The organism is Geodermatophilus sp. SYSU D00708 (genome assembly GCF_054050115.1).
On the sequence record NZ_JBJGYS010000001.1, the window covers coordinates 62,862 to 86,300 of the forward strand.

General features: G+C 75.7%; 28 protein-coding genes. 7 read left to right on the top strand and 21 right to left on the bottom strand.

What is annotated here, in order from left to right:
* From ACI79D_RS00350 to murD, 11 genes are all read right to left on the bottom strand, one after another.
* On the bottom strand, positions 1-288 hold the full coding sequence (locus tag ACI79D_RS00350; protein WP_456916299.1) for a DUF2516 family protein: 288 nt from the start codon (positions 286-288) through the stop codon (positions 1-3).
* Between the two features lie 133 nt (positions 289-421).
* A complete protein-coding gene (locus ACI79D_RS00355; protein WP_456916300.1) occupies positions 422-1,198 on the bottom strand; it encodes a hypothetical protein in 777 nt (258 codons plus the stop codon).
* Complete coding sequence (locus ACI79D_RS00360) at positions 1,195-1,704, bottom strand: helix-turn-helix domain-containing protein (RefSeq protein WP_456916301.1); 510 nt, start codon at positions 1,702-1,704, stop codon at positions 1,195-1,197. Before ACI79D_RS00360 ends, ACI79D_RS00355 begins: the two co-directional genes overlap by 4 nt.
* Positions 1,705-1,792: 88 nt before the next feature.
* The gene (locus ACI79D_RS00365) at positions 1,793-2,779 is read right to left on the bottom strand and encodes an asparaginase (RefSeq protein ID WP_456916302.1); all 987 of its coding nucleotides are present in this window, start codon (positions 2,777-2,779) and stop codon (positions 1,793-1,795) included.
* Positions 2,776-3,333 (bottom strand): RsiG family protein, encoded by a 558-nt coding sequence (locus ACI79D_RS00370; protein ID WP_456916303.1) that lies wholly within the window; start codon positions 3,331-3,333, stop codon positions 2,776-2,778. Before ACI79D_RS00370 ends, ACI79D_RS00365 begins: the two co-directional genes overlap by 4 nt.
* Complete coding sequence (locus ACI79D_RS00375) at positions 3,330-4,175, bottom strand: 3-keto-5-aminohexanoate cleavage protein (RefSeq protein WP_456916304.1); 846 nt, start codon at positions 4,173-4,175, stop codon at positions 3,330-3,332. Before ACI79D_RS00375 ends, ACI79D_RS00370 begins: the two co-directional genes overlap by 4 nt.
* Complete coding sequence (gene ygfZ / locus ACI79D_RS00380; RefSeq protein ID WP_456916305.1) at positions 4,172-5,281, bottom strand: CAF17-like 4Fe-4S cluster assembly/insertion protein YgfZ; 1,110 nt, start codon at positions 5,279-5,281, stop codon at positions 4,172-4,174. Before ygfZ ends, ACI79D_RS00375 begins: the two co-directional genes overlap by 4 nt.
* The gene (locus tag ACI79D_RS00385) at positions 5,278-5,745 is read right to left on the bottom strand and encodes a Fur family transcriptional regulator (protein ID WP_456916306.1); all 468 of its coding nucleotides are present in this window, start codon (positions 5,743-5,745) and stop codon (positions 5,278-5,280) included. Before ACI79D_RS00385 ends, ygfZ begins: the two co-directional genes overlap by 4 nt.
* A gap of 10 nt (positions 5,746-5,755) precedes the next feature.
* The gene (locus ACI79D_RS00390; protein WP_456916307.1) at positions 5,756-6,664 is read right to left on the bottom strand and encodes a glutamate cyclase domain-containing protein; all 909 of its coding nucleotides are present in this window, start codon (positions 6,662-6,664) and stop codon (positions 5,756-5,758) included.
* The gene (locus ACI79D_RS00395; protein WP_456916308.1) at positions 6,661-7,992 is read right to left on the bottom strand and encodes a hypothetical protein; all 1,332 of its coding nucleotides are present in this window, start codon (positions 7,990-7,992) and stop codon (positions 6,661-6,663) included. The genes ACI79D_RS00390 and ACI79D_RS00395 overlap by 4 nt, the downstream gene beginning before the upstream one ends.
* Entirely contained in the window at positions 7,985-9,319 is a 1,335-nt protein-coding gene (murD, locus tag ACI79D_RS00400) for a UDP-N-acetylmuramoyl-L-alanine--D-glutamate ligase (protein WP_456916309.1), read from the bottom strand. Before murD ends, ACI79D_RS00395 begins: the two co-directional genes overlap by 8 nt.
* Positions 9,320-9,487: 168 nt before the next feature.
* Between murD and nhaA the strand changes: the two genes are divergently transcribed.
* Together nhaA and ACI79D_RS00410 are read left to right on the top strand one after the other, a co-directional pair.
* Positions 9,488-10,813 carry a Na+/H+ antiporter NhaA gene (gene nhaA / locus ACI79D_RS00405; RefSeq protein ID WP_456916310.1) on the top strand — a complete coding sequence of 442 codons (1,326 nt, stop codon included), beginning with the start codon at positions 9,488-9,490 and terminating at the stop codon, positions 10,811-10,813.
* A 322-nt stretch (positions 10,814-11,135) separates the two neighbouring features.
* Entirely contained in the window at positions 11,136-11,864 is a 729-nt protein-coding gene (locus ACI79D_RS00410) for a hypothetical protein (protein WP_456916311.1), read from the top strand.
* A gap of 2 nt (positions 11,865-11,866) precedes the next feature.
* On the opposite strand, the gene ACI79D_RS00415 is transcribed toward ACI79D_RS00410, so the two are convergent.
* From ACI79D_RS00415 to ACI79D_RS00425, 3 genes are all read right to left on the bottom strand, one after another.
* Positions 11,867-13,570 carry a DUF885 domain-containing protein gene (locus tag ACI79D_RS00415; RefSeq protein WP_456916312.1) on the bottom strand — a complete coding sequence of 568 codons (1,704 nt, stop codon included), beginning with the start codon at positions 13,568-13,570 and terminating at the stop codon, positions 11,867-11,869.
* Complete coding sequence (locus ACI79D_RS00420; protein WP_456916313.1) at positions 13,567-14,100, bottom strand: FABP family protein; 534 nt, start codon at positions 14,098-14,100, stop codon at positions 13,567-13,569. Before ACI79D_RS00420 ends, ACI79D_RS00415 begins: the two co-directional genes overlap by 4 nt.
* Positions 14,101-14,297: 197 nt before the next feature.
* Complete coding sequence (locus ACI79D_RS00425; protein ID WP_456916314.1) at positions 14,298-15,227, bottom strand: NAD-dependent epimerase/dehydratase family protein; 930 nt, start codon at positions 15,225-15,227, stop codon at positions 14,298-14,300.
* A gap of 129 nt (positions 15,228-15,356) precedes the next feature.
* On the opposite strand from ACI79D_RS00425, the gene ACI79D_RS00430 reads away from it, so the two are divergent.
* From ACI79D_RS00430 to ACI79D_RS00445, 4 genes are read left to right on the top strand one after another with little or no spacing between them, the layout of a single operon-like run.
* A complete protein-coding gene (locus tag ACI79D_RS00430; protein ID WP_456916315.1) occupies positions 15,357-16,049 on the top strand; it encodes a TetR/AcrR family transcriptional regulator in 693 nt (230 codons plus the stop codon).
* The gene (locus ACI79D_RS00435; RefSeq protein WP_456916316.1) at positions 16,046-16,492 is read left to right on the top strand and encodes a hypothetical protein; all 447 of its coding nucleotides are present in this window, start codon (positions 16,046-16,048) and stop codon (positions 16,490-16,492) included. Before ACI79D_RS00430 ends, ACI79D_RS00435 begins: the two co-directional genes overlap by 4 nt.
* Positions 16,493-16,507: 15 nt before the next feature.
* Positions 16,508-17,233 (top strand): DUF4184 family protein, encoded by a 726-nt coding sequence (locus tag ACI79D_RS00440; protein WP_456916317.1) that lies wholly within the window; start codon positions 16,508-16,510, stop codon positions 17,231-17,233.
* 11 nt (positions 17,234-17,244) lie between these two features.
* Positions 17,245-18,579, top strand: a complete 1,335-nt coding sequence (locus ACI79D_RS00445; protein ID WP_456916318.1) for a PP2C family protein-serine/threonine phosphatase — start codon at positions 17,245-17,247, stop codon at positions 18,577-18,579.
* A 62-nt stretch (positions 18,580-18,641) separates the two neighbouring features.
* On the opposite strand, the gene ACI79D_RS00450 is transcribed toward ACI79D_RS00445, so the two are convergent.
* The 7 genes from ACI79D_RS00450 to ACI79D_RS00480 form a co-directional block, all read right to left on the bottom strand.
* Positions 18,642-18,935 carry a DUF1416 domain-containing protein gene (locus ACI79D_RS00450; protein WP_456916319.1) on the bottom strand — a complete coding sequence of 98 codons (294 nt, stop codon included), beginning with the start codon at positions 18,933-18,935 and terminating at the stop codon, positions 18,642-18,644.
* 2 nt (positions 18,936-18,937) lie between these two features.
* Positions 18,938-19,771 (bottom strand): sulfurtransferase, encoded by an 834-nt coding sequence (locus ACI79D_RS00455; RefSeq protein WP_456916320.1) that lies wholly within the window; start codon positions 19,769-19,771, stop codon positions 18,938-18,940.
* Between the two features lie 33 nt (positions 19,772-19,804).
* Positions 19,805-20,251: a DUF4395 domain-containing protein gene (locus ACI79D_RS00460; RefSeq protein ID WP_456916321.1), complete on the bottom strand. Its 447-nt coding sequence runs from the start codon at positions 20,249-20,251 to the stop codon at positions 19,805-19,807.
* 148 nt (positions 20,252-20,399) lie between these two features.
* A complete protein-coding gene (locus ACI79D_RS00465) occupies positions 20,400-20,864 on the bottom strand; it encodes a thioredoxin family protein (RefSeq protein ID WP_456916322.1) in 465 nt (154 codons plus the stop codon).
* 40 nt (positions 20,865-20,904) lie between these two features.
* Positions 20,905-21,594, bottom strand: coding sequence for an LmeA family phospholipid-binding protein (locus tag ACI79D_RS00470; protein WP_456916323.1), 690 nt, complete (start codon positions 21,592-21,594; stop codon positions 20,905-20,907).
* The gene (locus tag ACI79D_RS00475; RefSeq protein ID WP_456916324.1) at positions 21,594-22,415 is read right to left on the bottom strand and encodes a hypothetical protein; all 822 of its coding nucleotides are present in this window, start codon (positions 22,413-22,415) and stop codon (positions 21,594-21,596) included. The genes ACI79D_RS00470 and ACI79D_RS00475 overlap by 1 nt, the downstream gene beginning before the upstream one ends.
* Positions 22,412-22,570 carry a hypothetical protein gene (locus ACI79D_RS00480; protein WP_456916325.1) on the bottom strand — a complete coding sequence of 53 codons (159 nt, stop codon included), beginning with the start codon at positions 22,568-22,570 and terminating at the stop codon, positions 22,412-22,414. Before ACI79D_RS00480 ends, ACI79D_RS00475 begins: the two co-directional genes overlap by 4 nt.
* 121 nt (positions 22,571-22,691) lie before the next feature.
* Here ACI79D_RS00480 and ACI79D_RS00485 point away from each other — a divergent pair, with 121 nt between their 5' ends.
* Positions 22,692-23,435 (top strand): winged helix-turn-helix transcriptional regulator, encoded by a 744-nt coding sequence (locus tag ACI79D_RS00485; RefSeq protein WP_456916326.1) that lies wholly within the window; start codon positions 22,692-22,694, stop codon positions 23,433-23,435.
* The last annotated feature ends 4 nt before the right edge of the window (positions 23,436-23,439 follow it).

Below are 23,439 nucleotides of genomic sequence, written 5' to 3' on the forward strand. Positions count from 1 at the left end.
TCACCAGCTGTTGCCGCCCCGGCGCAGTCCACGGACGGCGGGCCGGACGTCGACCAGGTAGACGATCGCCGCGATGATCGCCGGCAGCCCGAGGAAGCTCATCGGGCCCTGCCAGAAGACGACGAGCAGGGCCAGCCCGGTGATCGCCGCCCAGGCCGGCTTGGTCAGCTTCCCCGCCGCGACGTACCCGGCGGCGGGCCGGACGAGGGCGTCGACGAGGGCGTACGCGGTGAGCGCGAGGGCCCCGTAGTACAGCCCGAGGTAGATGACCCCGTCGAAGGACAGCATGCCGGGAGGGTACCCGCCCCCGAGCACGATCCGGAGCCGCGTGCAACCCGGTCACCCGCGAGGGTCGAGGACCCCCGAGACGGCGCAGGGCCCCGGAGCGGTTGCTCCGGGGCCCCGTCAGGGGTGTGACGACTCAGGCGTCGCTCTTGGCGGGGACGTCCGTCGGGTCGGTGCGCTTGGCGGTGCGGGCGCGGGTCACGCGGGCCGAGGTCTTGGCCGGCGTGCTCTTGCGGGCCGCCGAGCTCTTCTTGGCCGGCTTGGCCGGGGCGGGCACCTCGGCGGTCTCCTCGAGCGCGGCCTTGGTCGAGTCGGCAGCCTGGGCGGCCTTCTCCTCGACGGCGTCCACGGCCTTGGCGGTCTTGGCGGCGGTCTTCTGCGCGACCGAGGTCACCTCGTCGGAGGCCTCGGCCACGGCCTCGGCGGTCTCCTCGAGGACGTCCTCGAGGCGGTCCTCGACGGCGTCCACGGCACGCTCGGCGCGGAAGACGATCTTGCGGACGGCGGGCTGGCGGCGCAGCTCCTCGACGACCTTGCCGCCGCGCAGGGCGAGGGTCTCGATGGTGGCGACCGCCTGGGTGCGGGCGGTGCTGACCAGGCCGGAGACGGTGCTCGCGACCGCGTCGGGGCGGACGGCGGAGGCGACCTGCTGAGCGGAGGTGCGGGCCGACTGCACGGCGTCCTTGGCGCGGTTGGCGGCCTCGGTGGCGCGGGTGCGGGCCTCCTTGGCGGCCAGGTCGGCCTGGACCTGGGCCTCGCCGGGCAGGGCCTCGGCCTTGCTGCGGAGGGTGGTGGCGGCGGCGCGGGCCCGCTCGACGGCGAGGTCACCGGCGCCGACGGCGGCGAGCAGGGCGGTCTTCTGCTGGACCACGACGGTCCGGCTGGCCTTCTTGAGGCTCTCGGTGGCGGTCATGCCGACTCCTTCGAGGAAGGGGGGGTGGTCTGGGGAGGGGTGGGTGCGGGGGTCGGGCCGGCGGCGTGCTCGCGGACGTAGGTCTCGTAGAGCTCGAGCAGGACCGCCTTGTGCCGCTCGGACAGCGACGCGTCGGACCGGATGGCCGCCACCGTGTCCGGGTTGCCGGACCGGCGGTCGAGGATCCCGGCCTGCTCGTAGAGCGTCTCGGCCGAGATCTTCAGACCCTTGGCGATGGCGGCCAGGATCTCCGCCGACGGCTTGCGCAGCCCCCGCTCCACCTGGGAGAGGTACGGGTTGCTCACACCGGCGCTGCGGGCGAGCTCGCGCAGGGACACCCGGGCGGCGCTGCGCTGCTCCCGGATGAAGTTGCCGACCTGCGAGCTGGTCGCGGTGACCTTGGACCGCTCGGCGGCCACCGTCTCCGCGACGCTGCCCGCGAGGGCGTCCACCTTCTCTCGGACGGTGGTCACCTGCTCGCGCACGAACTCGCCGGGCGTCTGCACGAACACGACGCTAACCAGCGGTGCTAGCAACTGCAAGCGGCGGGGCTAGCACCGCTGGGTGAGCTGCCTCACACCTGCGGCGTTCGGCTCAACCCCGCAGGACGGCGGCCGAGCGGACCTCGCCGACCACGCCGTCCCCACCGGTCACCGGCGTCAGCGCGAACGGCGCCAGCTGCTCCTGGGGGACACCGAGCCGCCGCAGCCCCGCGCACAGGGCCGGCGTGCGGCCCCGCTCGCCGCCGTCGTCCAGCTTGAGCGCCACCGCGCCGCGGCCGGGCAGCGCGGCCACGTGCACGCCGTCCGCGCCCACCTTCACCAGCAGCCCGTCGACGGCCCGCATCAGCTCGGTGTCGTCCCGGCCGGTGCCGGCGACGAACCAGGGGTGGGCGCGCATGGCGTCGGCGACCGACCGCCCGTGGCTCTCCGGCGGCGCCTCGACCAGCGACGACACCCCGCGAGCCAGGCCGGTGAGGGGCAGCGCGTGCTGCGGGGCGCCGCAGCCGTCGACCACGACCGCCGTCACCGGCGTCCCCGCGGCCTCGCCCAGCCGCGCCTCGATCGCCTGCTGCAGCGGGTGGTCACGCTGCAGGTAGCCCTCGGTCGGCCAGCCGGCCGCGACACAGGCGGCGAGCATCGCCGCGTGCTTGCCCGAGCAGTTCATCGCCAGCCGCTCCGGCGCCCGGCCGGCGGCCAGCCAGGCGGCCCGCGTCGCCTCGTCCGACGGCAGCGCCGGAGGGCAGCCGAGGTCGTCCGGGCCGAGGCCGGCGGCGGCCAGCACCGCGGCGGCGAGCTCGCGGTGGCCGTCCTCACCGGTGTGCGAGCCGGCGCCGATCGCCAGCTCCTCCGCCGACCGGGGCGTCCAGCCCGCGGCGAGCATCGCGGTGGCCTGCACCGGCTTGTTCGCCGAGCGGGGCAGCACCGGCCGGTCGACGTCCCCGGCGGAGAACAGCACCTCCCCGTCCGGGGCGACGACGACCAGCGCGCCCCGGTGCACCGACTCCAGGAACCCGGACCGCCACACCTCGGCCAGCACCGGGTTGTCCGGCCAGGGCACCGGGTGGTGCCGGCTCGTCACCGGCCCTCGTCGGCCAGCAGCGCGGCGACGTCGGCCTCGCCGTTCTGGTACCGCCGGCCGAGCTCAGCGGCCAGTCCGTCCATGACCTGCTGCACGCCGCGGCGGCGCTCCGACAGCGAGCTCTCGGCGGCGGCCAGCGCGCGGGCCGCCGTCTCCAGGTCCGCGTCGCTGAGCTCGGGGACCGCGGACAGGTCGACGCCGGGGGTCAGCGCGTTGACCCACGACTCGTACTCCTCCGGCGCGGCCGGCTGGACCGTCTGGTGCCGGCCCAGGCCGTGGGCCGGGCCGCGGCCCTTCTCGGCCAGGATCTCGGGCAGCAGGTCGACCAGCGACCGGCCGTCGTGCTCGGCGCGGCGCTGGAGCTCGCGGCGGACGATGTCGAGCCGTCCCTGCAGCAGTCGCCGGGTGTAGGAGAGGTTGACCTCCTCCTGCTCGGCCTGGCGGCGCAGCCGGCGGACGTCGGCCATCGGCCGCTGCACGGCGGCCTCGAGGAAGCCGGGGTCGAGGAGCGCGTCGACGGCGGCGCCGCCGGCGGGCGGGGGAACGGGGGTCACGAGAGAGCCTCCACGGTGGTGCGAGTGATGCCGAGGAACGCGCGGGTGTCCCCCGTACTCATCGGCGGGCGCTGGGCGATCCGGGCGAGCCCGGCCGCGCGGGCCACCAGTTGCGCGTTGTCGCGCACCGGTTCGCCGGGCGCGTAGGTGAGCGTGTCCTCCATGCCGACCCGCAGGTGACCGCCGGCCGACAGGGCCGCGAGCATGACCGGCAGCGAGGTGCGACCGACCCCGGTCGCGGCGAACGACGCGCCCGGCGGGAGGTGGGGCAGGCAGGCGGCCAGGGCCTGGGTGTTCCCCGGCATGCCGCCGGGGACGCCCATGACGAGGTCGACGTGCACGTGCCCGCCGTGCGGTGGGCCGTACTTGTCCAGCAGCCGGCTCAGGGTGGCCAGGTGGCCGAGGTCGAACACCTCGTACTCGGGCACGATGCCGCGCTGCTGCATCTGGGTGTGCAGCTCGACGATCAGGTCCCAGGGGTTGCTGAACACGTCGCGGCCGAAGTTGACGGTGCCCAGTGACAGCGACGCGGCGTCGGGCTCGACGTCGAGGACGGCCAGGCGCGCGTCGAACGGGTCGGTCACCGCGCCGCCGGTGGAGATCTGGACGACCAGGTCGGTGGCCTCGCGGACGGCCGTGACCACCTCGCGCACCCGACCCAGCTCCAGCGTCGGCCGGGTCTCGGTGTCGCGGATGTGCAGGTGGATGACCGCGGCGCCGAGCGCCTGGCAGTCGCGCGCGGTGGCCACGACCTCGTCGACGGTCACCGGAAGCGCGGGGACGTCGGCCTTCGCCGACTCCGCCCCGGTGGGGGCGAGCGTGATCAGGGTGCCGGAGCTCACCGGCCGATCGTGGCAGACCGCACGGCCTTGACGCGCTCCCGCGCCGCGGCCCGGGTGTCGTCGACCTCCGCCGGCGCGTCGTCGGGGTCGATCGACGCCCGCGCACCGCCGACGCTCAGCTCGGCGTCCGCCTTCACCGACTGCTTCACCAACGCCAGCGCCACCGCGCCGAGCTCGTGGTGGCGGACGACGGTGCCGGCCCGTCCGACCTCGCGGGTGCCGGCCAGCACGGGGGTGCCCGGGGTCGGCAGCTCCTCGCTGAGCCCGTCGAGGTGCAGCAGCACCAGCCGCCGCGGCGGTCGGCCCAGGTTGTGCACCCGCGCCACGGTCTCCTGGCCGCGGTAGCAGCCCTTGTCCAGGTGGACGGCGCTGGTCAGCCAGCCGGTCTCGTTCGGGATCGTGCGGTGGTCGGTGTCGACGCCGGCCCGGGGACGGCGGGCCTCGACCCGGAGCGCCTCGTAGGCGTCCAGCCCGGCCGGCGTGGCGCCCGCGGCGAGCAGCGCGTCGGCGCGGGCGGTCACCTCGGCGCGGGGCACCAGCAGGTCCACCAGGGGTGCGCCCTCACCGGTCGGCGGCATCCGCCGCACCCAGCCGCCGCCGTCCAGGGCCCGCACCTCGTACGGGCCGGCCGGCACCGGCAGCCCGGCGGCGGCGAGGACGTCGTCCCCGCGCGGCCCGGCCAGCGACAGCAGCGCCCACTCCCCGGTCACCAGGGCGGGCTCCACGCGGAGCATGAAGCGCATCCGGTCGAGGAAGGTGTGCAGCGCCGCGCCGGTGCCCGGCTCGACGTCGGCCCAGGTGGTACCGGCCAGGTCGGCGAGCACGAGGTGGTGCTCCACGTGCCCGTTGGGCGACAGGACCAGCGCCTCGGCGCCGGTCCCGTCGGCGACCTGGTCCAGGTGCTGGCTGGTCAGGCTGTGCAGCCAGCTCAGCCGGTCGGCGCCGGGGACGGCCAGGACGTCGCGGTCGCTGCGGTCGACCAGGCCGGCGCCCTCGGCCAGCGCGCGCTGCTCCCGCAGCGGGTCGCCGTAGTGGGCCGCGACGGACCCGTCCTGCACGGCGACGGCGCCGGGGCGGGACAGCAGGGGGGACGGCGCGGTGCTCATGACTTCTCCTGGTCGGCTCGTTCGCGGCAGGCGCGGCACGTCCCGGAGAGCGCGACGTGCCCCACGTCCAGCTGGAAACCCAGTTCGGCCGCCAGACGTTCCGCCGCGGAGTCCAACAGCGCGGGGTCGGCCGAGGAGATCTCCCCGCAACCCTGGCAGACGACGTGCACGTGCGGGTGCTCGGCCGCGTGGTAGACCGGCGCGCCCTTGCCCAGGTGGGTGTGCCAGACCAGGCCGAGCCGCTCCAGCAGCTCGAGGGTGCGGTAGACGGTGGAGGTGTCGGGGGCGGCACCGTCGGGGCCGGCGTCCTCCCGGAGCCGGGCGCTGATGGCCTCGGGGGTGGCGTGCTCGATCGCGGCGACGGCGGCGAGCACCCGCTGGCGCTGGGTGGTCAACCGCAGGCCGCGCGCCCGCAGGCGTTCGGCCAGCGGCGCGGCGAGCTCCGTGCGGGACGAGTCGGCCACGGGGAGGAGCCTATTCCCGGGCCAGCTCGCGGAGGTCGGCGAGCAGGTCGGCGTAGGCGGCCACGGGCACCCCGTCGACCGAGGCGCCCGGGGAGCCGGTCACCCCGTCGATCCCGCCCGCGGCGGTGGCCGCGTCGAGCACGCCGGCGTCCACCGCCGGGTCCAGCAGAGCCCGCAGCGCCGGCCCGTGCCGGGGGGCCAGCACCGCGAGCGCGGCGACCAGCGCGTAGCAGCCCCAGTTGGACGTGCCGGCGGTCACCAGCGCGTCCACCGGCACCCGGCAGGCGATCCCCGCGCCGTGCGCCACGCAGGCGGCGACCACGTCGGCCGGCACGTTGCCCATGCCGATCTCGTTGCCGCCGTCGCCGACCGCGCCGGTGACCAGCCCCGGCAGGGCGAACGCGGCGTGCAGCGGGGCGGTGGACGACGTGATGTCCACCGCCCGCATCGTCAGCACCCGGCCGTCGACGTTGGGCCCCAGGCGCTCCACGGCCACCAGGTGGGTGAGGTCCAGCCCCGCCACCCGGGCGGTGACCGTGGCCTCGTCGTCCCCCGGCGGGACGACCGTCAGCCGGCCCTGGCCCAGCACGGACAGGCAGGCCGCGGTCACCTCGGCGCACGGCTCGTCGGTGACGACCACCGGCTCGGCGCCGAGCGCGGCCAGCGCCGCGGCGAGGACGGCGGTGCCCACGGGCCCGTCGGTCTCCGCCGCGGGCCGGGGCGCCCAGGCGATGTGGACGCCGGTCACCAGGCCGACCCGGGACCGGGCGCGGCCGGCGTCGGCCAGGGCCGCGGCCAGCCGGGCGAGCTGGCCGGCGACGGACGCGCCGATCCCGCTGACGTCACGCGCGCCGGGCCGCAGCGCCGCCCGCTCGATCGCCGCCAGCCGCGCGGCGCCGGGCGCGTCGGCGACGCTCACCGCACCGGCGGGCGGGCCTCCGCGAGCACCCGTCGCAGCGCGGCCAGGTGCGTCTCGGGGACCGCGTGCTCCCCCCGCGGCTCGAGGAACCCGGCGACCGTGGCGCCGGTGACCGCGGCGAACGCCGACGCCTCCCCGCCCAGCGCGCGGACGACGGGGTACCCGCTCCACGCCGTGCTGCCGGCCAGGTGCGCCATGGCCGCGGCGCTCTCCGCCCGCTCCCCCACGCAGTCGAACGGCTTCTCGGTGGCCCACAGCACGCGGAAGCCCTCGACCAGGGAGAGGTCCTCCAGCGGGTTGCCGCCGAACATCTCGACGGCCTCGGCCGGCTCCAGGAACACCGCGAAGCAGAGGAAGGTGAACAGGCACTTGTCGCAGTGCAGGCACCACTTCTGGGTCGCCGTGCCGCCCTCCCCGAAGCCCATGTGCCGCTGCGTGTAGGAGCGGTTGCAGCTGAGGATGTGCCCGCGCAGGCCGGGCAGCCCGGCCACGGCGGCGACGGTGGCCAGCTCCGACAGCTGCCGGGTGAGGCTGAAGTAGCCGACGCCCACCTCGGCGGCGGCCGCGGCGAAGAACCGCTCGAACTCGTAGGACTTCGAGTACTGGTGGTTGACCCGCGCGCCGTCGACCTCGAGCGTCTCCTCGTCGGCCGACCGCTCGTTGGCGAACACCACCGGGTCGAACCCGCCGAGCACCGCGACCAGCGTGGAGATCGCCGAGTTGATCGCGGTGACCGGCACGTGGCCGTTGAGCCCGCCGGCCGCCGTCCGCTCGGCCAGCAGCGGGTCCAGCCGCCGGCGGACGCCGAGCAGTGGCACCCCCGCGGCGGCCGTGACCTCGCGCTGGGCGTCGGTCGGGTTCACCGCCAGCGCGGTGGCCGGGGTCACGACGACCAGCGCCAGCGCGGAGTCCTTGCCGCCGCCGACGGGCAGCAGCGCGCCGCGGCCCCCGGCGTCGGACGGGACCGGGTCGGCCGACCGCAGCTCGACCTCCCACGCCACCTCGTGCGGGACGGGCAGCCGGTTGACCGCCGCGAACTCGCCCAGCCCGTGGGTGTACGCGGCCTCGGCCACGGCGAACTGGGCCTTGGTGATCGGCCGGCGCACGACGACCCGGCCCGGCGCGCGCAGCTTGTAGTAGCTGGTGCCCATGACCAGGTGGACCAGGTCGAGGGCGGCGTCGAGCCGGGCGGGGTCCGCGCCGGTCAGCAGCGCCGGGTCCAGGGTGAGCCGCTCGGTGAACTCGAACTCGCCCAGCCGATAGGTGAACGCCGCCTCACCCGTGGCGAGGTCCAGGGAGCGGTCGGCCACGACGAAGGCGTCAGACACGCTCTGCTCCGGCGTCGAGGAGGATCTGCTCATAGGTCCGTGCCAACTCCTCGTAGTTGCGGTAGCGGTTGTAGCTGGGGGCGCCGGGCGAGAGCAGCACGACCCCGCCCCGCGGCGCCGTCCGCAGGGCCTCGGCGACCGCCTCGTCGAGGGACGCCGTCTCGGTGACCGGCGCGGCGACCCGGGCCTCGGCCGCCGCCGCGCGGATGTCGGCGGCCAGCCGCGCCCCGGTGTCGGGCACGGTGACCACCCGCACGCTCCCGTCGCGGGCCACCACTGCGCGGGCCAGGTCGGCGTAGTCCAGGCCGCGGTCCTGCCCGCCGGCGAGCAGGGTCACCCGCTGCCCGGCGAACGCCTCCAGGGCGGCGAGCACCGACACCGGGGTGGTGCTCAGCGTGTCGTCGACGAACGTGACGCCGTCCCGGGTGGCGACCGGGGAGAGCCGGTGCGGCAGCGCCCGGAAGTCGGCCACCGCGGCCCGCACGGCGTCGCCGGAGACGGCGAGGTCGACGCCCATCCGCGCGCAGGCGGCGAGCGCCACGTGCAGGTTGGCCACGTTGTGCACGCCCGGCAGGTGCGCCGGTCGGAAGCCGGCCAGCAACTCCGCGGCGACGACGTCGGCCGGGTCGAGGAGCACCGCCGGGTCCAGGTACCGCTCGGCGGTCGCGCGGGCCTGCCCGCCCACGACCACCGTCGCCGGGCCGCAGCCGGCGAACACGTGCAGCTTGTCGCGGTAGTAGGCGTCGACGGAGCGGTGCCAGTCGAGGTGCTCGGGCGCCAGGGAGGTGACCGCGCCGAAGCCGGAGTAGTCGTCGACCGCGGCCGCCTGGTAGCTGGACACCTCGACGACCAGCGACGTCCCGTCGGTGACGACACCGTCCAGCAGGACGTCGAGCAGCGGCGTGCCGATGTTCCCCGCGTGCACCGCGGGCCGCCCGGCCGCGGTGAGGACGGCGGCGGCCAGCGCGCTGGTGGTGCTCTTCCCCTTGGTGCCGGTGACGCAGAGGGTCGGCACCGACCGCGCGCCGAACTCGGCCAGCGCGATCCCGGTGCCCGATGCCATCGTCGTCCGGGCGGCCAGGGCCTGCGCGTCCTCGCGGTAGGGGCTGATACCCGGCGACCGCAGGACGACGTCGCAGGTGCCCAGCGCCGCGACGTCGGTGCCGGCCTCGACGCCGGCCGGCAGGTCGCCGGCGGCGGGGGGGACGGCGTCGACCACGAGGAGGCCCGCGGCGCCGGCCGCCTGCGCGGCGCGGACGGCGGCCCGTCCCTCGCGGCCGTGGCCCCAGACGCCGACCCGGCGCCCGGCGAGCTCGGCGAGCCTCACCGGCTGCCCCGGGGACCGGGCGTGGAGCGGGCAGTCACGGCGCCCACTGTACGGAGCGCGCCACCGCCCGCCGGTGCCCGCGGGAGGTGCCCGGTAGGCTGCGGCACAGGTGCGCCGGGAAGTCTGGTCGGCAGGTCCCGACCCGACCCCTTCCCCTGGAGCCACCCCGTGACGACGCCATCCACCTCCCCCCGGCTCTTCGGCCGCGGCTCCTGGGCCGAGGCGAGCCGGATCGCCTCGGTCCTCCGCAAGGAGACCGTGGGCGGGGCGCTGCTGCTCGGTGCGGCAGCTCTCGCGCTGGTCTGGGCCAACTCCCCCTGGGCGGAGGCCTACGAGGCCCTCCGGGACACCCGGGTCGGCCCGGCGTCGCTGCACCTGGACCTCACCCTCGGCACCTGGGCGGCCGACGGGCTGCTCGCCGTCTTCTTCTTCGTCGCCGGGCTGGAACTCAAGCGCGAGTTCGTGGCCGGTGACCTGCGCGACCCGCGCCGCGCCGCGCTGCCGGTCGCCGCCGCGGTCGGGGGGATGGCCGTACCGGCCCTGTTCTTCGTGCTGTTCAACCTCACCCGGGACGACGGCGCTCTCCGCGGCTGGGCGATCCCCTCGGCCACCGACATCGCCTTCGCCCTCGCCGTCCTCGCGGTGATCAGCACCCACCTGCCCAGCGCGCTCCGGACGTTCCTGCTCACCCTGGCCGTCGTCGACGACCTGCTGGCGATCGTGGTGATCGCGATCTTCTACACCGACGACTTCTCGGTCGCGCCGCTGCTGCTCGCGCTGATTCCGCTGGCCCTGTTCGGCCTCCTCGTCCAGAAGCGGATCCGTTCGTGGTGGCTGCTCCTCCCGCTCGCGGCGGTCACCTGGGTCCTCGTGCACGAGTCCGGGGTGCACGCCACGGTGGCCGGCGTGCTGCTGGCCTTCACCGTGCCGGTGGTGCGCAGCCAGGCGGCCGGCGGGCCAGACGCCGGTCCGGGGATGGCCGAGCACTTCGAGCACCGTTTCCGGCCGCTGTCGGCCGGCGTCGCCGTCCCGGTGTTCGCGTTCTTCTCCGCCGGCGTGGCGGTCGGCGGGGTCTCCGGGCTGGCCGCCTCGGTCACCGACAGCGTCGCCGTGGGCATCACCGTGGGACTCGTCGCGGGCAAGGCGATCGGGATCACCGCGGCGACCTGGCTCGTGGCCCGGTTCACCCGCGCGCAGCTCGACGAGAACCTGGGCTGGCCCGACGTGGTCGGCCTCGCCCTGCTGGGCGGCATCGGCTTCACGGTCTCGCTGCTGATCACCGAGCTCGCCTACGGCCTGGGCTCGCCGACGTACGACCACGCGAAGGTCGGCATCCTCACCGGCACGCTGGCCGCGGCGCTCACCGCCACCGTCGTGCTGCGGCTGCGCAACCGCCGCTACCGGCAGATGTCCGAGGCAGAACGCGTGGACCGTGACGCCGACGGGGTCCCCGACGTCTTCGACGCCGCCCCGGACGATTCCGCCCACAGCTGAGGAAACCGCGTTGCCGACCCCTCGAGAGCGACGTACCGTCGAGGTACACGAGAAGGGAGGTGGTCCGAACTTTGCATGCTTATCGGACTCGTGAGGTGGCTGTCCGCTAGCCGCCGTCCAGATGGGCCGCCCGTTCAGACGACAGTCTGAACGACGGCAGATCGCCCGTCCGTCGTACGGCGGCGAGCGAGAACCGGACAGTCACCCGACCCCCGGGCCGCCGACACTTGTCCAGTCGGCCCGCGTGCAGCTCCCCTGCCAGTGCAGGGTCAGCGCCGCGGAGCAGCCCGGGGGTTGTCCGTTCTCCGGGGGAGGTCCGCGCGTGTTCGCCGGCCGCTCGGTCGAGACGGACGTCTCCCCCGGCACGTGGATCGCCGACGCCGTCCACCCGTTCGCCGAGCACGCGGTCGCCTCGCTCGTCCCGCCGGTCTTCGCCGCCTACGCCCGCGTCTTCCACCCCGCCGTGCGGTACGCCGGGGACGACGACGTCCACGTGCCCTGGGCCGAGGTCGCCGCGGCCAACCGCACGGTGGCCCACCCCGCGATGGAGTGGGGCTCGATCACCGGGTCGATGGACTACTTCGGCGAGGACAACCAGACCCCGCTGTGGGACGACGCCCCGGCACGCGGGCACCTGCCCGAGCGCCTCGCCCGCCACCTGGCCGCGGTCCTGCGCCGGCACACGACCACGCCCGACGACTGCTTCCTCGGCGTCTCGGCCGACTTCGGGTTCCTGCCGGAGGGCACGCCGACGGTCCCGTGCTCCCCGGGTCACCGGCTGCACGCGCTCGTGCGGGGTCCGGTCGAGCTGGCCGCGGCCAACATGGCCGACGAGCCCTGGGAGCAGAGCGCCGGCATCTGGTGGCCGGCCGACCGCGCGTGGCTCGTCGCCACCGACATCGACCTGGTCACCACCTACGTCGGCGGCAGCCGGGCGTGCGTCGACGCCGTCCTGGCCGCCGACGGACTGGAGGCCGCCGAGGTCTCCCCCGCCCAGCGCGTCACCTGGGACGCCGACACGATCAACCCGCTGCCACCCGACCGCGTCTGACCTCAGAGGGCGGCGAGCTCCGCGGCGAGGTCGTCGAGCCCGAGCGACCCCTGCGAGAGCGCGGCCATGTGCCAGGCCTTGCGGTCGAAGGCGTCGCCGCGGGCCTTGCGGGCGGCGTCCCGGCCCTCGAGCCAGGCCCGCTCACCGAGCTTGTAGCTGATCGCCTGGCCGGGCAGGCCCAGGTAGCGGACGAGCTCGCTGTCGAGGAAGGCCGGCGTGGCCCCGCTGTGCTCGCCGAAGAAGGCGCGGCCCAGCTCCGGCGTCCAGGGCCGGCCGCGGTGGTCGGCCAGCACCCCGTCGGCGTCGTCGGGCACCGGCAGGCCCAGGTGCATGCCGATGTCGACCACGACCCGCATGGCGCGCAACTGCTGCGCGTCGAGGAAGCCCAGGCGGGTGCCGGGGTCGGCGAAGTAGCCGAGCTCGTCCATGAGCCGCTCGGCGTAGAGAGCCCAGCCCTCGACGTTCGAGCTCACCGAGCCCAGCGACGTCTGGTAGGTCGACAGCTCCCCGGAGACCAGCGCCCACTGCGCCAGCTGCAGGTGGTGGCCCGGGACGCCCTCGTGGTACCAGATCGAGGTCAGGTCCCACAGCGGGAAGCGCTCCCGGCCCATCGTCGGCAGCCAGGTGCGACCCGGCCGCGAGAAGTCCTGCGCGGGCCGGGTGTAGTAGGGGGCCGCCGCGCTGCCCGGCGGCGCGATCATCGCCTCGACCCGGCGCACCGGCTCGGCCAGGTCGAAGTGCGTGCCGTGCAGGGCCTCGATGGCGTCGTCCATCATCTGCTGCAGCCGCAGCCGGATCGCCTCGACGCCGTCGACGGCGGGGCCGTGCACGTCCAGCCAGCGCATGGCCTCCATGGGCGTGCTCCCGGGCACCACCCGCTCGGCCTCGGTCCGCTGCTCGGCGAGGATCCGCCGGTGCTCGGCCCAGCCCCAGGCGTAGGCCTCCTCCAGCCCGGAGCCCGCGCCGAGATCGGACCCGGTCCAGCGGCGGGCGGCCAGCGCGTAGCGGTCGCGGCCGACGGCGTCCGGCGTCCCCTCTGCCCGCGGACCGTAGCCGTCCCGGAGGAAGTCCCGGACCTCGGCCACCGCCTCGTCGGCCGCGCGCGCCGCGGCCGTCAGGTCGCCGCGCAGCGACTCCGGGCCCCGGGCGGCGAAGATCCCGAAGAACGGCCCGGCCAGCCACTCCCCGAGCTGGTCGACCACGGTGGACACCTGCCGCGGGGCGACGAACAGCCCGCGGCGGGCGCCCTCCTCCAGGGCGGCGCGGAAGCCGCGGTAGGCCTCCGGCACCCGGGCCATGCGCCGGGCGATCACCGCCCAGTCCTCGTCGGAGGCCGCGGGCATGAGCAGGAAGACCTGCCGCATCGAGTGCACCGGGCTGGCCAGGTTCGACAGCGCCCGCAGCCCCTCCCCGGCCTCGTGGGCGGCCAGCTCGGCGCCGAGCCGCTCGCGCAGCAACCGGGCGCAGCGCCGCTCCACCGGGTCGTCGGCGAGCGCCGGGTCCGCGGCGAGCACCCGGTCCAGCTCGGCGAGGGTGTCGCGGGCCAGCCGGGCCTCGGCCTCGAGGCCGGCCGGGCTGGGGTCGGGCAGGCGGTCGTCGCCGGGCCGGGTGCCCAGCGACGTGGCGACGATCGGGTCGAGGTCGCAGACGGCGTCGACGTACCGGTCGGCGACGGCTCTCGGGGTGGCGGGGCCGGCGTCGGTCATCGGATCCGTTCCAGGCGGGCGGACATGGTCGGTGCCAGCGGCGCGTCGGTGCCCGCGCGGTCGATGGCGTACATGAGCGCGCCCTCGACGATGCCGTAGAGCCGGACGGCGCGGGCCACGTCGGGGGCGTCCGGCGTCCGGGCGACGACGTCGCTGGTCAGCTCCCAGCTGGTCGTCGTCCGGGCCCGGCCGACGTAGATCTCCACCAGCCCTTCGGGGCTGGCCACGAGCAGCTCGACGTCGTCCCGGCCGCGCGGCCGCCAGAAGCCGGACTCCCGGTGCTCCGGACCGACGATCTGCCCGTCGTCGGTGAGCCGCCAGGTGCGCGACTCGTAGGCGAGGAACCCGCGCCCGTCGTGGCTGAACCGGATCCACTGGCCGAACCGGTGGTCACCCCCGGCGCCGGCAGCCTGGCCCTCGCCGTGCCACTCACCGAGCAGCGGCAGCACCGCGAGCAGCTCGTCGGAGACCTCCGGCCCCGAGCGGACGTCGACGGTGTCGGGGACCGGCAGCTCGGTCGCGTCGGTCATCGACGCGTCCCCTCGGGCCGGCGGGCGAGCCGGGCGGCGCCGTACCCGCAGCCGAGGGCGGCGAGCGACGCCAGGGTGACGAGGACCCAGGCAGAGACCATGCGCTCCACCGTAGGACCCGCTGGTGACGTGCTGGAACGGCCCCGCCCAGAGGCCCGCCTCGAGCCTGCGAGCGGCGAGGAGGACGGGGTCCTTCGTCAGGCGGTCGCCGGGAGAGCGCCGACGGTCGCGGCCACGACCTCGTCCCACGGCGTCGCGGTCAGCCCGAAGGTCGCCGTGGTGGCCGTGGCGTCGATGACGTACTCCTGGTCGAACTGGTGGCGGACGTCGACGACCTCGCGCATGACCGGGGAGACCAGTCCGATCCCGCGCAGCACCGTCCACGGGATGCGGGAGACGCGCGGGGCAGGCATCCCCAGGGCCGCGGCCAGGTCGGTCAGCGCCTGCCGCTGGGACCGCGGCGGCGCGCTGGGGACGTGCCAGGCGCGGCCGAGCGCGCGCTCGTCGGTGCCGAGGGTCGCCAGCGTGACGGCGACGTCGGGCAGGTAGGCCCAGCTGCGCGGGGCGTCGGGGTCGCCGACCACCCAGGCGCGCCGCCCACGGCGCAGGGCGGGCAGCTGGCGGACCAGGTGGGAGTGCTCCGCCGGCACCTGCGGGCCGACGAAGTCCGCGGCACGGGCCTCGGTGACCCGCACCCGGCCGGCCTCGTGCGCGGCCAGCGCCTCCTCCCACATGCGCCGCCGGACGACGCCCTTGAGGTCCGTGGCGGTCAGCGGGCTGTCGGGGGTCATCGGGCCGGCCGGGCGGCCGTAGACGTAGAGGTTGGCCATCGTGACCAGCACCGCGCCGGTGCGCTCGGCGGCGGTGAGCAGCGCCGTCGCGACCGGCGGCCAGTCGGTGGCCCAGCGGTGGTAGGCGGGGTTCACCGCGTTGTAGAGGGCGTCGGCCCCCTGCGCGGCGGCGGCGAGGGCGTCGGCGTCGGTGGCGTCGACGCGCCGGTGCTCGACCGTGCCGGTGGACGTCCCGCCGCTGCGCGACAGGACCCGGACGCGGTGGCCCCGCGCGGCGAGCAGCTCGGCGGTCGTCGTCCCGACCGGGCCCTTGCCGACGATCACGTGCAGTGCCATGGCGAACTCCTCCTCGATGGATCGAGAGCAGTGCTCTCGGATGCGGTCGACGCTCGCACGGCGACCGTCGCCCGTCAAGAGCAGTGTTCACACTTGCGTGCAGCGATCTCAACCGATCATGATGGGCGCGTGCCGCCCACCGCCCGTGAACGGGTCCGCGCCGAGTTGACCGCCGAGATCACCGACGCCGCGCGGCGACAGCTGGCCGAGGTGGGGGCCGCCGCGCTGTCGCTGCGGGCCGTGGCCCGGGAGCTCGGCATGGCCTCGTCGGCGCTGTACCGCTACTTCCCCAGCCGGGACGACCTGCTGACCCGGCTGATCATCGACGGATACGACGCCCTCGGGGCCGTCGCGGAGGCCGCCGACGACCCGGGCGCCGCACCGCGGGAGCGGTGGCTGGCCGTCTGCCGCGCCGTCCGGGAGTGGGCTCGGGCCCACCCGCACGAGTACGCGCTGCTCTACGGCTCACCGGTGCCCGGCTACGCGGCGCCGCGGGACACCGTGCCCGCGGCCAGTCGCGTCGGCGTCGTCCTCGGGCACGTCCTGGGGGACGCCGCCCGCAGCGGTGCGCTGCCGGAGACGGCCGGGGGCGACCGGGACCCGGCGCTCGTCAGTGACGATGCGATCGCGGTGCTCGGCGGCGAGCACCCGGCGCTCGACGACGCCGTCCGACTGCGGGCACTGCTGGCCTGGAGTGCGCTCTACGGGACGATCAGCTTCGAGCTGTTCGGGCACTTCGTCGGCTCGGTGCAGGACGCCGACCGCTACTTCGACCGGGCGATGGGCGAGCTGGCCGCGCTCGTCGGGCTGGGCCGCGGGTGACCGTCGAGATCCGGCCACCCCTGGTCGCGCGGGTCGTGGCCGGCCTCGTGGCCGTGGCCGGCGTCGTCCTGGTCTTCGCGCCCGGCCTGCTCGACGCCGCACGCTCCGGGGAGTGGGGTCCGGTCCTCCCGCTGGGCGCCTTCATGGTCGTGTGGCTCGCCGTCATCGCGCGGACCGCGGGCATGGTGGTGCGGAGCACCCCCGACGGCCGGCTCGTCGTCCGCAACCAGCTGCGGACGACGACCTACGACCGCGCCCAGATCGAGGACGTGCGCCGGTCCACGAGCGGCTCGCTCTCCCCCACCCAGGGCGCGCTGCAGCTGCTGCTCCGGGACGGGACCGTGCAGACCCTCCAGGTCACCGCCGTCGGCCCGTTCGGCCTCGGCCGGGCACGCGCCGCCGAGCAGCAGCAGGTCCTGCGCCGCTGGCTCGCGGGCCCGTAGGCCGGGGGGACGACGATGCCGTTCACCGGCAGCCATCCCGCGGCGGTGCTGCCGTTCCTGCGGACGCCCCTGCCACCGTCGGCCCTGGTCGTCGGCAGCCTGGCGCCGGACCTGCCGTTCTACCTGCCGGTCCCGTTCCCCTGGGCCACCCACACGGCGCTCGCCATCTTCACCGTCGACGTGCTGCTCGGCGGCCTGGTCTGGGCGCTGTGGCACGCCCTGCTGGTGGCCCCGGCGCTCGCCGTCGCGCCGACCGCGCTGCGCGCGAGGCTGACCGGCGTCCGGCCGGGTCTGCGACGGCGCCTGGCCACGGCGCCGGCCGTCGCGTGGACGCTGCTGGCGCTCGCCGTCGGCGCAGGTACCCACGTGCTCTGGGACGAGTTCACCCACCCGCGGCGCTGGGGCACCGACCACCTGCCGGCGCTGTCCGCCCAGTGGGGGCTGCTGCCGGGATACCGCTGGCTGCAGTACGCCAGCGGGCTCGTCGGCGCCCTCGTGCTGCTGGCCTGGGCGCTGCGGTGGTGGCGCCGCACCCCCGCGCGCCCCCTCCCACCCGCGGCCGGCGCCTCCTGGCCCTGGGTACTGCTGACAGCCGTCGGCGGGGGCGTGGGCGGGGTCGCCGCGCTGACCTCCCCGAGCATCGGGGCGGCGGCGTTCGCGGGTGCGACCCGGGGCGGCGGAGCCGTGCTCGCCGTCGCCGTCGTCCTGGCCCTCGGGTGGCACGGCCGCCATCGGCGGTGAGGCGGCTCCGCATGGCAGGCTGGAGTGCCGCGGCACGAGTCGAGCGCGTGGGGGAGGGCGGCCTCATCGAGAACCAGCGGACGGAAGCGGACGACGTTCCGACCCGCCTGTCGGTGGAGGCGCAGCTGTCCCGCACGGTGGCGCGCTACGAGCGCGTGCTGGCCAACGTCGCCGACGGCATCTACGGCCTGGACGCAGCCGGCCGGGTCGAGTTCGTCAACCCCGCCGCCGTGCGGATGACCGGTCGCTCCGCCGAGGAGCAGCTGGGCCTGGACCAGCACGAGCTCCTGCACGGCGTCCGCCCCGACGGCAGCCCGTACCCCAAGGAGGAGTGCCCGGTGTGGCAGGCGCTCCGCACCGGTCGGACCGTCGCCACCGACCACGAGGTCTTCTGGCACCGCGACGGCAGGCCGGTGCCAGTGGGGTTGATCGTCGCCCCCATGCTGGAGGACGGCACGGTCACCGGCGTCGTCGTCTCCTTCCGGGACCTCACCGAGCACCTCGCCGCGCAGCGGCAAGCGGCCGACCTGCAGTACCTCGGTGAGCGGGCCGCGGCCCAGCGGGCGCTGTCGGACCGGCTGCAGCAGGCCCTGCTCACGCCACCGCCGGAGCCGGACCACCTGCACATCGCCGTGCGCTACCGCCCCGCCGCGCACGAGGCGCAGGTCGGCGGCGACTGGTACGACGCGTTCCTGCAGCCCGACGGCGCGACCACGCTGGTCATCGGGGACGTCGTCGGCCACGACAGCGACGCCGCGGCGGCGATGGGCCAGCTACGCGGACTGCTGCGCGCGCTGGCCTACGACAACGAGGAGCCGCCGTCGGCGACCCTGACCCGCGCCGAGCGCGCGGCCCGGGGGCTGGCGGTCAGCAGCATGGCGACCGTCGTGCTCGCGCGGGTCGAGCGCCGTCCGGACGTCCCGGTGGCCGGCACTCGCGTGCTCCGATGGAGCAACGCCGGGCACCCACCACCGCTCGTGCTGGCACCTGACGGCACGACGACGCTGCTGGAGACCCGGCCGGACCTCATGCTCGGCGTCGACCCCGAGGCCCCGCGCACCGACCACACCGTCGAGCTCGACGACGGGCAGACCCTGCTGCTGTTCACCGACGGCCTGGTCGAGCGCCGGGACACCGACCTCGACGAGGGGCTGAACGCCCTGCGCGTGGCCCTGCGCGACCTGGGCGAGGTGCCGCTCGAGGAGCTGTGCGACACGCTGCTGGCCCGGATGGTGCCGGTGGACGGCGCGGACGACGTCGCGCTCGTCGCCGTCCGCACCTACCCCGAGGACCGGCCGCGCCCGCCCGAGGCCGGGCCGAACCGGCTGCCGCCCGGGATCTCCTGAGAACGCGACAGCGCCCGCCCCGGCGGGTGCCGGAGCGGGCGCTGTCGACCCGGAACGGGTTCTCAGTCGATCGCGACCGTGGTCTCGTTCAGGCCCACGTCCGCGGTGAGGACGCGCTCACCCTTGCCGACCGGCGCGAGCGAGCGGAGCTTCCACTCGCCGGGAGCGGCGAAGAACCGGAACTCGCCCTCGGGACTGGTGACGACCTCGGCGGTGAACTCGTCGGTGGAGTCGAGCAGCCGCACGTAGGCGCCGGCGACCGGTGCGCCGTCGTGCCACACCGAGCCCTGGATGACCGTCTGGGTCGCCAGGTCCACGCCCGCCAGGGCAGTGCCCTGCTTGGGAGCGCCGCACATGCTCAGGCCCCCTTCTCGATCGGGACGCCGACGAGGGAGCCGTACTCGGTCCAGGAGCCGTCGTAGTTCTTGACGTTCTGGTGGCCGAGCAGCTCGCGCAGCACGAACCAGGTGTGGCTGGAGCGCTCGCCGATCCGGCAGTAGGCGATGGTGTCCTTGCTGGTGTCGAGGCCGGCGTCGGCGTAGAGCTTGGCCAGCTCCTCGTCGCTCTTGAAGGTGCCGTCCTCGTTGGCCGCCTTGCTCCACGGCACGTTCACGGCGCTGGGGATGTGGCCCGGACGCTGCGCGCCCTCCTGCGGGAGGTGGGCCGGGGCGACCAGCTTGCCGGCGAACTCGTCGGGCGAGCGGACGTCGACCAGGTTCTTCTGGCCGATCGCGGCGACGACCTCGTCGCGGAACGCGCGGATGGAGGTGTCGGGCTCCTGGGCCCGGTACTGGGTGGCCGGCCGCGAGACGGCGTCGGTGGACAGCGGGCGGCTGTCGAGCTCCCACTTCTTGCGGCCGCCGTCGATCAGCTTGACGTCCTGGTGCCCGTACAGCTTGAAGTACCAGTACGCGTAGGCGGCGAACCAGTTGTTGTTGCCGCCGTAGAGGACGACGGTGTCGTCGTTGCTGATCCCGCGCTCGGACAGCAGCTGCTCGAACTGCTCCTTGCTGACGAAGTCACGGCGCAGCGGGTCCTGGAGGTCGGTCTTCCAGTCCAGCTTCACCGCGCCCTCGATGTGGCCCTTGTCGTAGGCGCTGGTGTCCTCGTCGACCTCGACGAAGACGGTGCCGGACTGGCCGAGGTGCTCCTGCGCCCAGTCGGCGGAGACGAGCACGTCGTTGCGGCTCATGGGGGTGTTCCTCCCTGTGCGGTCGGTGTGCGGTCAGGCAGTGCGCGCCGGGAGGACCCGGCGGACGGACAGGTACAGCTCGCAGCCGAGGCAGAAGCCGGTGGCCGCGTTGAGCAGGGCCGCGACCAGCGCGAGGCCGGTCGCGACGGCGCCGACGAACGGCGCCCCGAGCAGGTAGCCCGCCGCGCCCACGACGGCGAAGACCAGGCCGACGAGCTGGGCGAACCGGGGCGGTGCCTCCGGCTCCCGCTCGCGGACCGGGCCCAGCCGCGGCGCGACGAGGAGGCGGAACAGCACCCCGTAGGGCGCGTACCGCAGGCCGGCGAACGCGCCGACGGCGAAGACGGCGGCCTGGGCGGCCACCAGCCATCCCCCGGCGGTCAGCAGGGCGACGGCGAGGACGGCGCTGGTGACCCACGCGGCGAAGCGCGGACCCCGGACGTCGACGAGTCGCTGGGTCGGATCGGGAGCAGCAGGCATGGCAGAAGGGCTTCCGGACGGCGGTCAGGGCACGTCTGGACGAGGCGGGCTCGCCCTCAGGCGCCCGGACACAGGCAGCTGCCGAGGCGGCACAGGTCCACTGTGCGCCGGGAGGTCAGCAGGATGCCCACGGCCGCAGGGTAACGGATCACGCGTCCCGCCCGTCCCGGGCACCGGCCGGCGCAGCGCAGTGGGCGTCGACGAGCGCGGTGAGCTCCGCCGGGCGGGGAGCCCCGCTGCTGCGGCCGATGAGCGCACCGTCGCGGCCGACGTAGAGCAGCGTGGGCGTCCGGCGGACGTCGAGCGCGCGGACCGCGTCGAGGTGGCTCTCGGCGTCCACGTCGACGTACGCGAGCCCCGGCCGGGTGGCCCGCAGCTGCTGCAGCCGGGCGCGGGTGGCCCGGCACGGCCCGCAGAACGCCGTGGAGAACTGGACGACGGTCAGGTCGGCGTCGCCGGGCCGCACGCCCAGCTCCTCGAGGACCGACGCCACCGGCGACCGTTCCCCGTCCCCGGCTCCGCGCACCGTGCCGTTCCTCCTCCGGGTCCACCAGGCGGCCGCAGCGGTCAGCGCCAGCGCGACGGCCAGCACGACCGCTCCGGTTGCACTCACGCCCCGGCCAACCCGACCGGTCCCCGGGGGATTCCCGGGGTCAGCCCCGCAGCACGGTGTCGGTGGCCGCCACGGCGACGTCGACGCCGTCGTCGGCCGGGGCGACGCCGGTCAGCTGCAACCCGAACGGCAGCTCGGGCACCGGGTAGCGCAGGTCCAGCAGGTCGCTGGCCTGGTCCACGAGGACGGCCGGGAGGTCGACACCGGCGCCGGAGGCCTCCGAGACGTCGACGACCAGGTCGTTCCCGTCCAGGCTCAGCGTGCCGACGGCGGTCAGCGGCACGGTCAGACCGGCCAGCTCCACGGTCCGCTCGACGCGCAGCCCGTCGCCCTCGCGGGTGAGCGTGGTGCCCGGGCCCAGCTGCTGCGACAGCAGCGCGTAGGACAGCGTCGCCGTCCCGTCGACCCGGTCGACCGGCACCTCCTGCACCGACCCGGACAGCACGTCGGACAGCGGGACGTGCACGCCCCGCAGCGAGACGTCGGCCCGCGTGCCCTCCGGCTGCGCCAGGTCGGCCGCGGTCAGCGCGATGCGCACGTCCTCGTAGGTGCCGCTCACCGCCTGGGTGAGGAACGGGAACCCGCCGATCTCGACCTCCGGCTGCCCGGCGAGGCCGCCGCGCTCGGCGATGGCCTGGCCGACCCGGTCCTCGGCGATCCCGACGCCGACCCGGTCCGCGACGACGGCCAGCCCGACCAGCAGCAGGAGCACCACCAGCAGGGCGCGCATCAGAACGCGTCCTGCAGGACGAGGGAGAACGCGACGGGTGCGCAGGCCGCGAACGGCAGCACCACCTGCAGGAGCAGCGCCGCCCACACCCGCCGCGGCGCCTCGGCGGTCACGTACTGCGCGGCCAGCGCGACCAGCGCGGCGACGCCCGCGAGACCGAGCCCGAAGGTGAGGACGGCGAGCACCTGGAACAGGTCCGTGGAGCCGTGCCGGACCAGCGCCAGCACCGCGCCGGCGAGCACCGAGACCACCAGGCCGGGCACCCCCCGCGGCACGCCGTCGGCGACCCGCGGCCGCGGCAGCACCACGTCGACGAGGTGCCCGACGACCAGCGTGGTGCCGGCGACCAGCAGGGCCGTCGTCGCCACGCGGCCCTCGTCGCCGTTCCCGGGCAGGAGCAGCAGCACGGCCAGCGCCGAGACCGCGCAGACCAGCAGGACCACGCCGGCCAGCGAGCCGACGACGTCGCGGCGCGGCGCCGGGCGGAACATCTGGTGCAGCACGGCCGCGAGGAAGCCAAGCCCGGGCACCGCCAGCAGCGACCCGAGCTCCGGCCGCTCCGGGACGACGAGCAGCACGTCCGCCCCGGCGGCCGCGGCGACCCCGAGCAGCGGCGCGCCGACCCGCCCGGCGATGCCGGTGGCCGGCTTCCACGCCGCCACGAGGGCCAGCTGGAGCGCGGCGACGGCGGCCACCCGCCCGGGCTCACCCGCGACCTCGGCGGGCACCACGAGCAGCGCGGTGGCGAGGGCCGCCAGGGCGGCCGCGGGCAGGTGGCGCCCGCGGGTCCACGCCCCGGTCCCGAGTGCGGCCGCTGTCACGGGTTGATCGTCGCAGACGCCCAGCGGCCGATCCGCTCGACGAGCGGGCCGGCGGCGCCGTTCTCGGCGTGTCCGAACCCCGGCACCACCCACGCGGTGGCCGCCGGGACGACGACCCCCGACAGCCGGACGCCGTCGTCCGTGTGCACCGTCACTGATCGCAGTTCGGACACGACGGAGGGCTTCGGCAACACGTCGGTTATCCTGCTGTCTCTCGACAGTGCCGTCGTGGGCCCCCGGGCGGATCCCCGTCCCCGGCTCCCCTGAGGAGACGACATGCGACTCGTGCTCATGACCGCGGCCCGTCAGGCCACGACCGAGGTGCTGCCCGCCCTCGGGCTGCTGGGCCACCAGGTCCGCGTGGTGGCGCCCGAGCTGTCCAGCCTGCTCGACGGCGACTCCGGTGACGTCGTCCTCGTCGACGCCCGCCACGACCTGATCGGCGCCCGCACGCTGTGCGGGCTGCTGTCCTCCACGGGTGTCGCCTCCGCGCTGGTCGCCGTGCTCTCCGAGGGCGGCCTCGTGGCGCTCTCCGCCGACTGGGGCATCGACGACGTCCTGCTCGACACCGCCGGCCCGGCCGAGGTCGACGCGCGGCTGAAGTGGGCCACCGCCCGGCGCATGGCCGCTGCCACGCCGGTCGACGGCGGCGACAGCGGCGTGACCACCGCCGGCGAGCTGGTCATCGACGAGCACAGCTACTCGGCCAAGCTCCGCGGCCGTCCGCTCGACCTCACCTACAAGGAGTTCGAGCTGCTCAAGTACCTGGCCCAGCACCCCGGCCGGGTCTTCTCCCGCGCGCAGCTGCTGCAGGAGATCTGGGGCTACGACTACTTCGGTGGCACCCGCACCGTCGACGTCCACGTGCGCCGGCTGCGGGCCAAGCTCGGCACCGAGCACGAGGCGCTGATCGGCACCGTGCGCAACGTCGGCTACAAGCTCGACCAGCAGGTCGCCGACGCCACCGCCGCGGCCGCCCGCAGCGAGGCCGACGCCGCCTCCGACGCCGAGCTGGTCTGAGGCC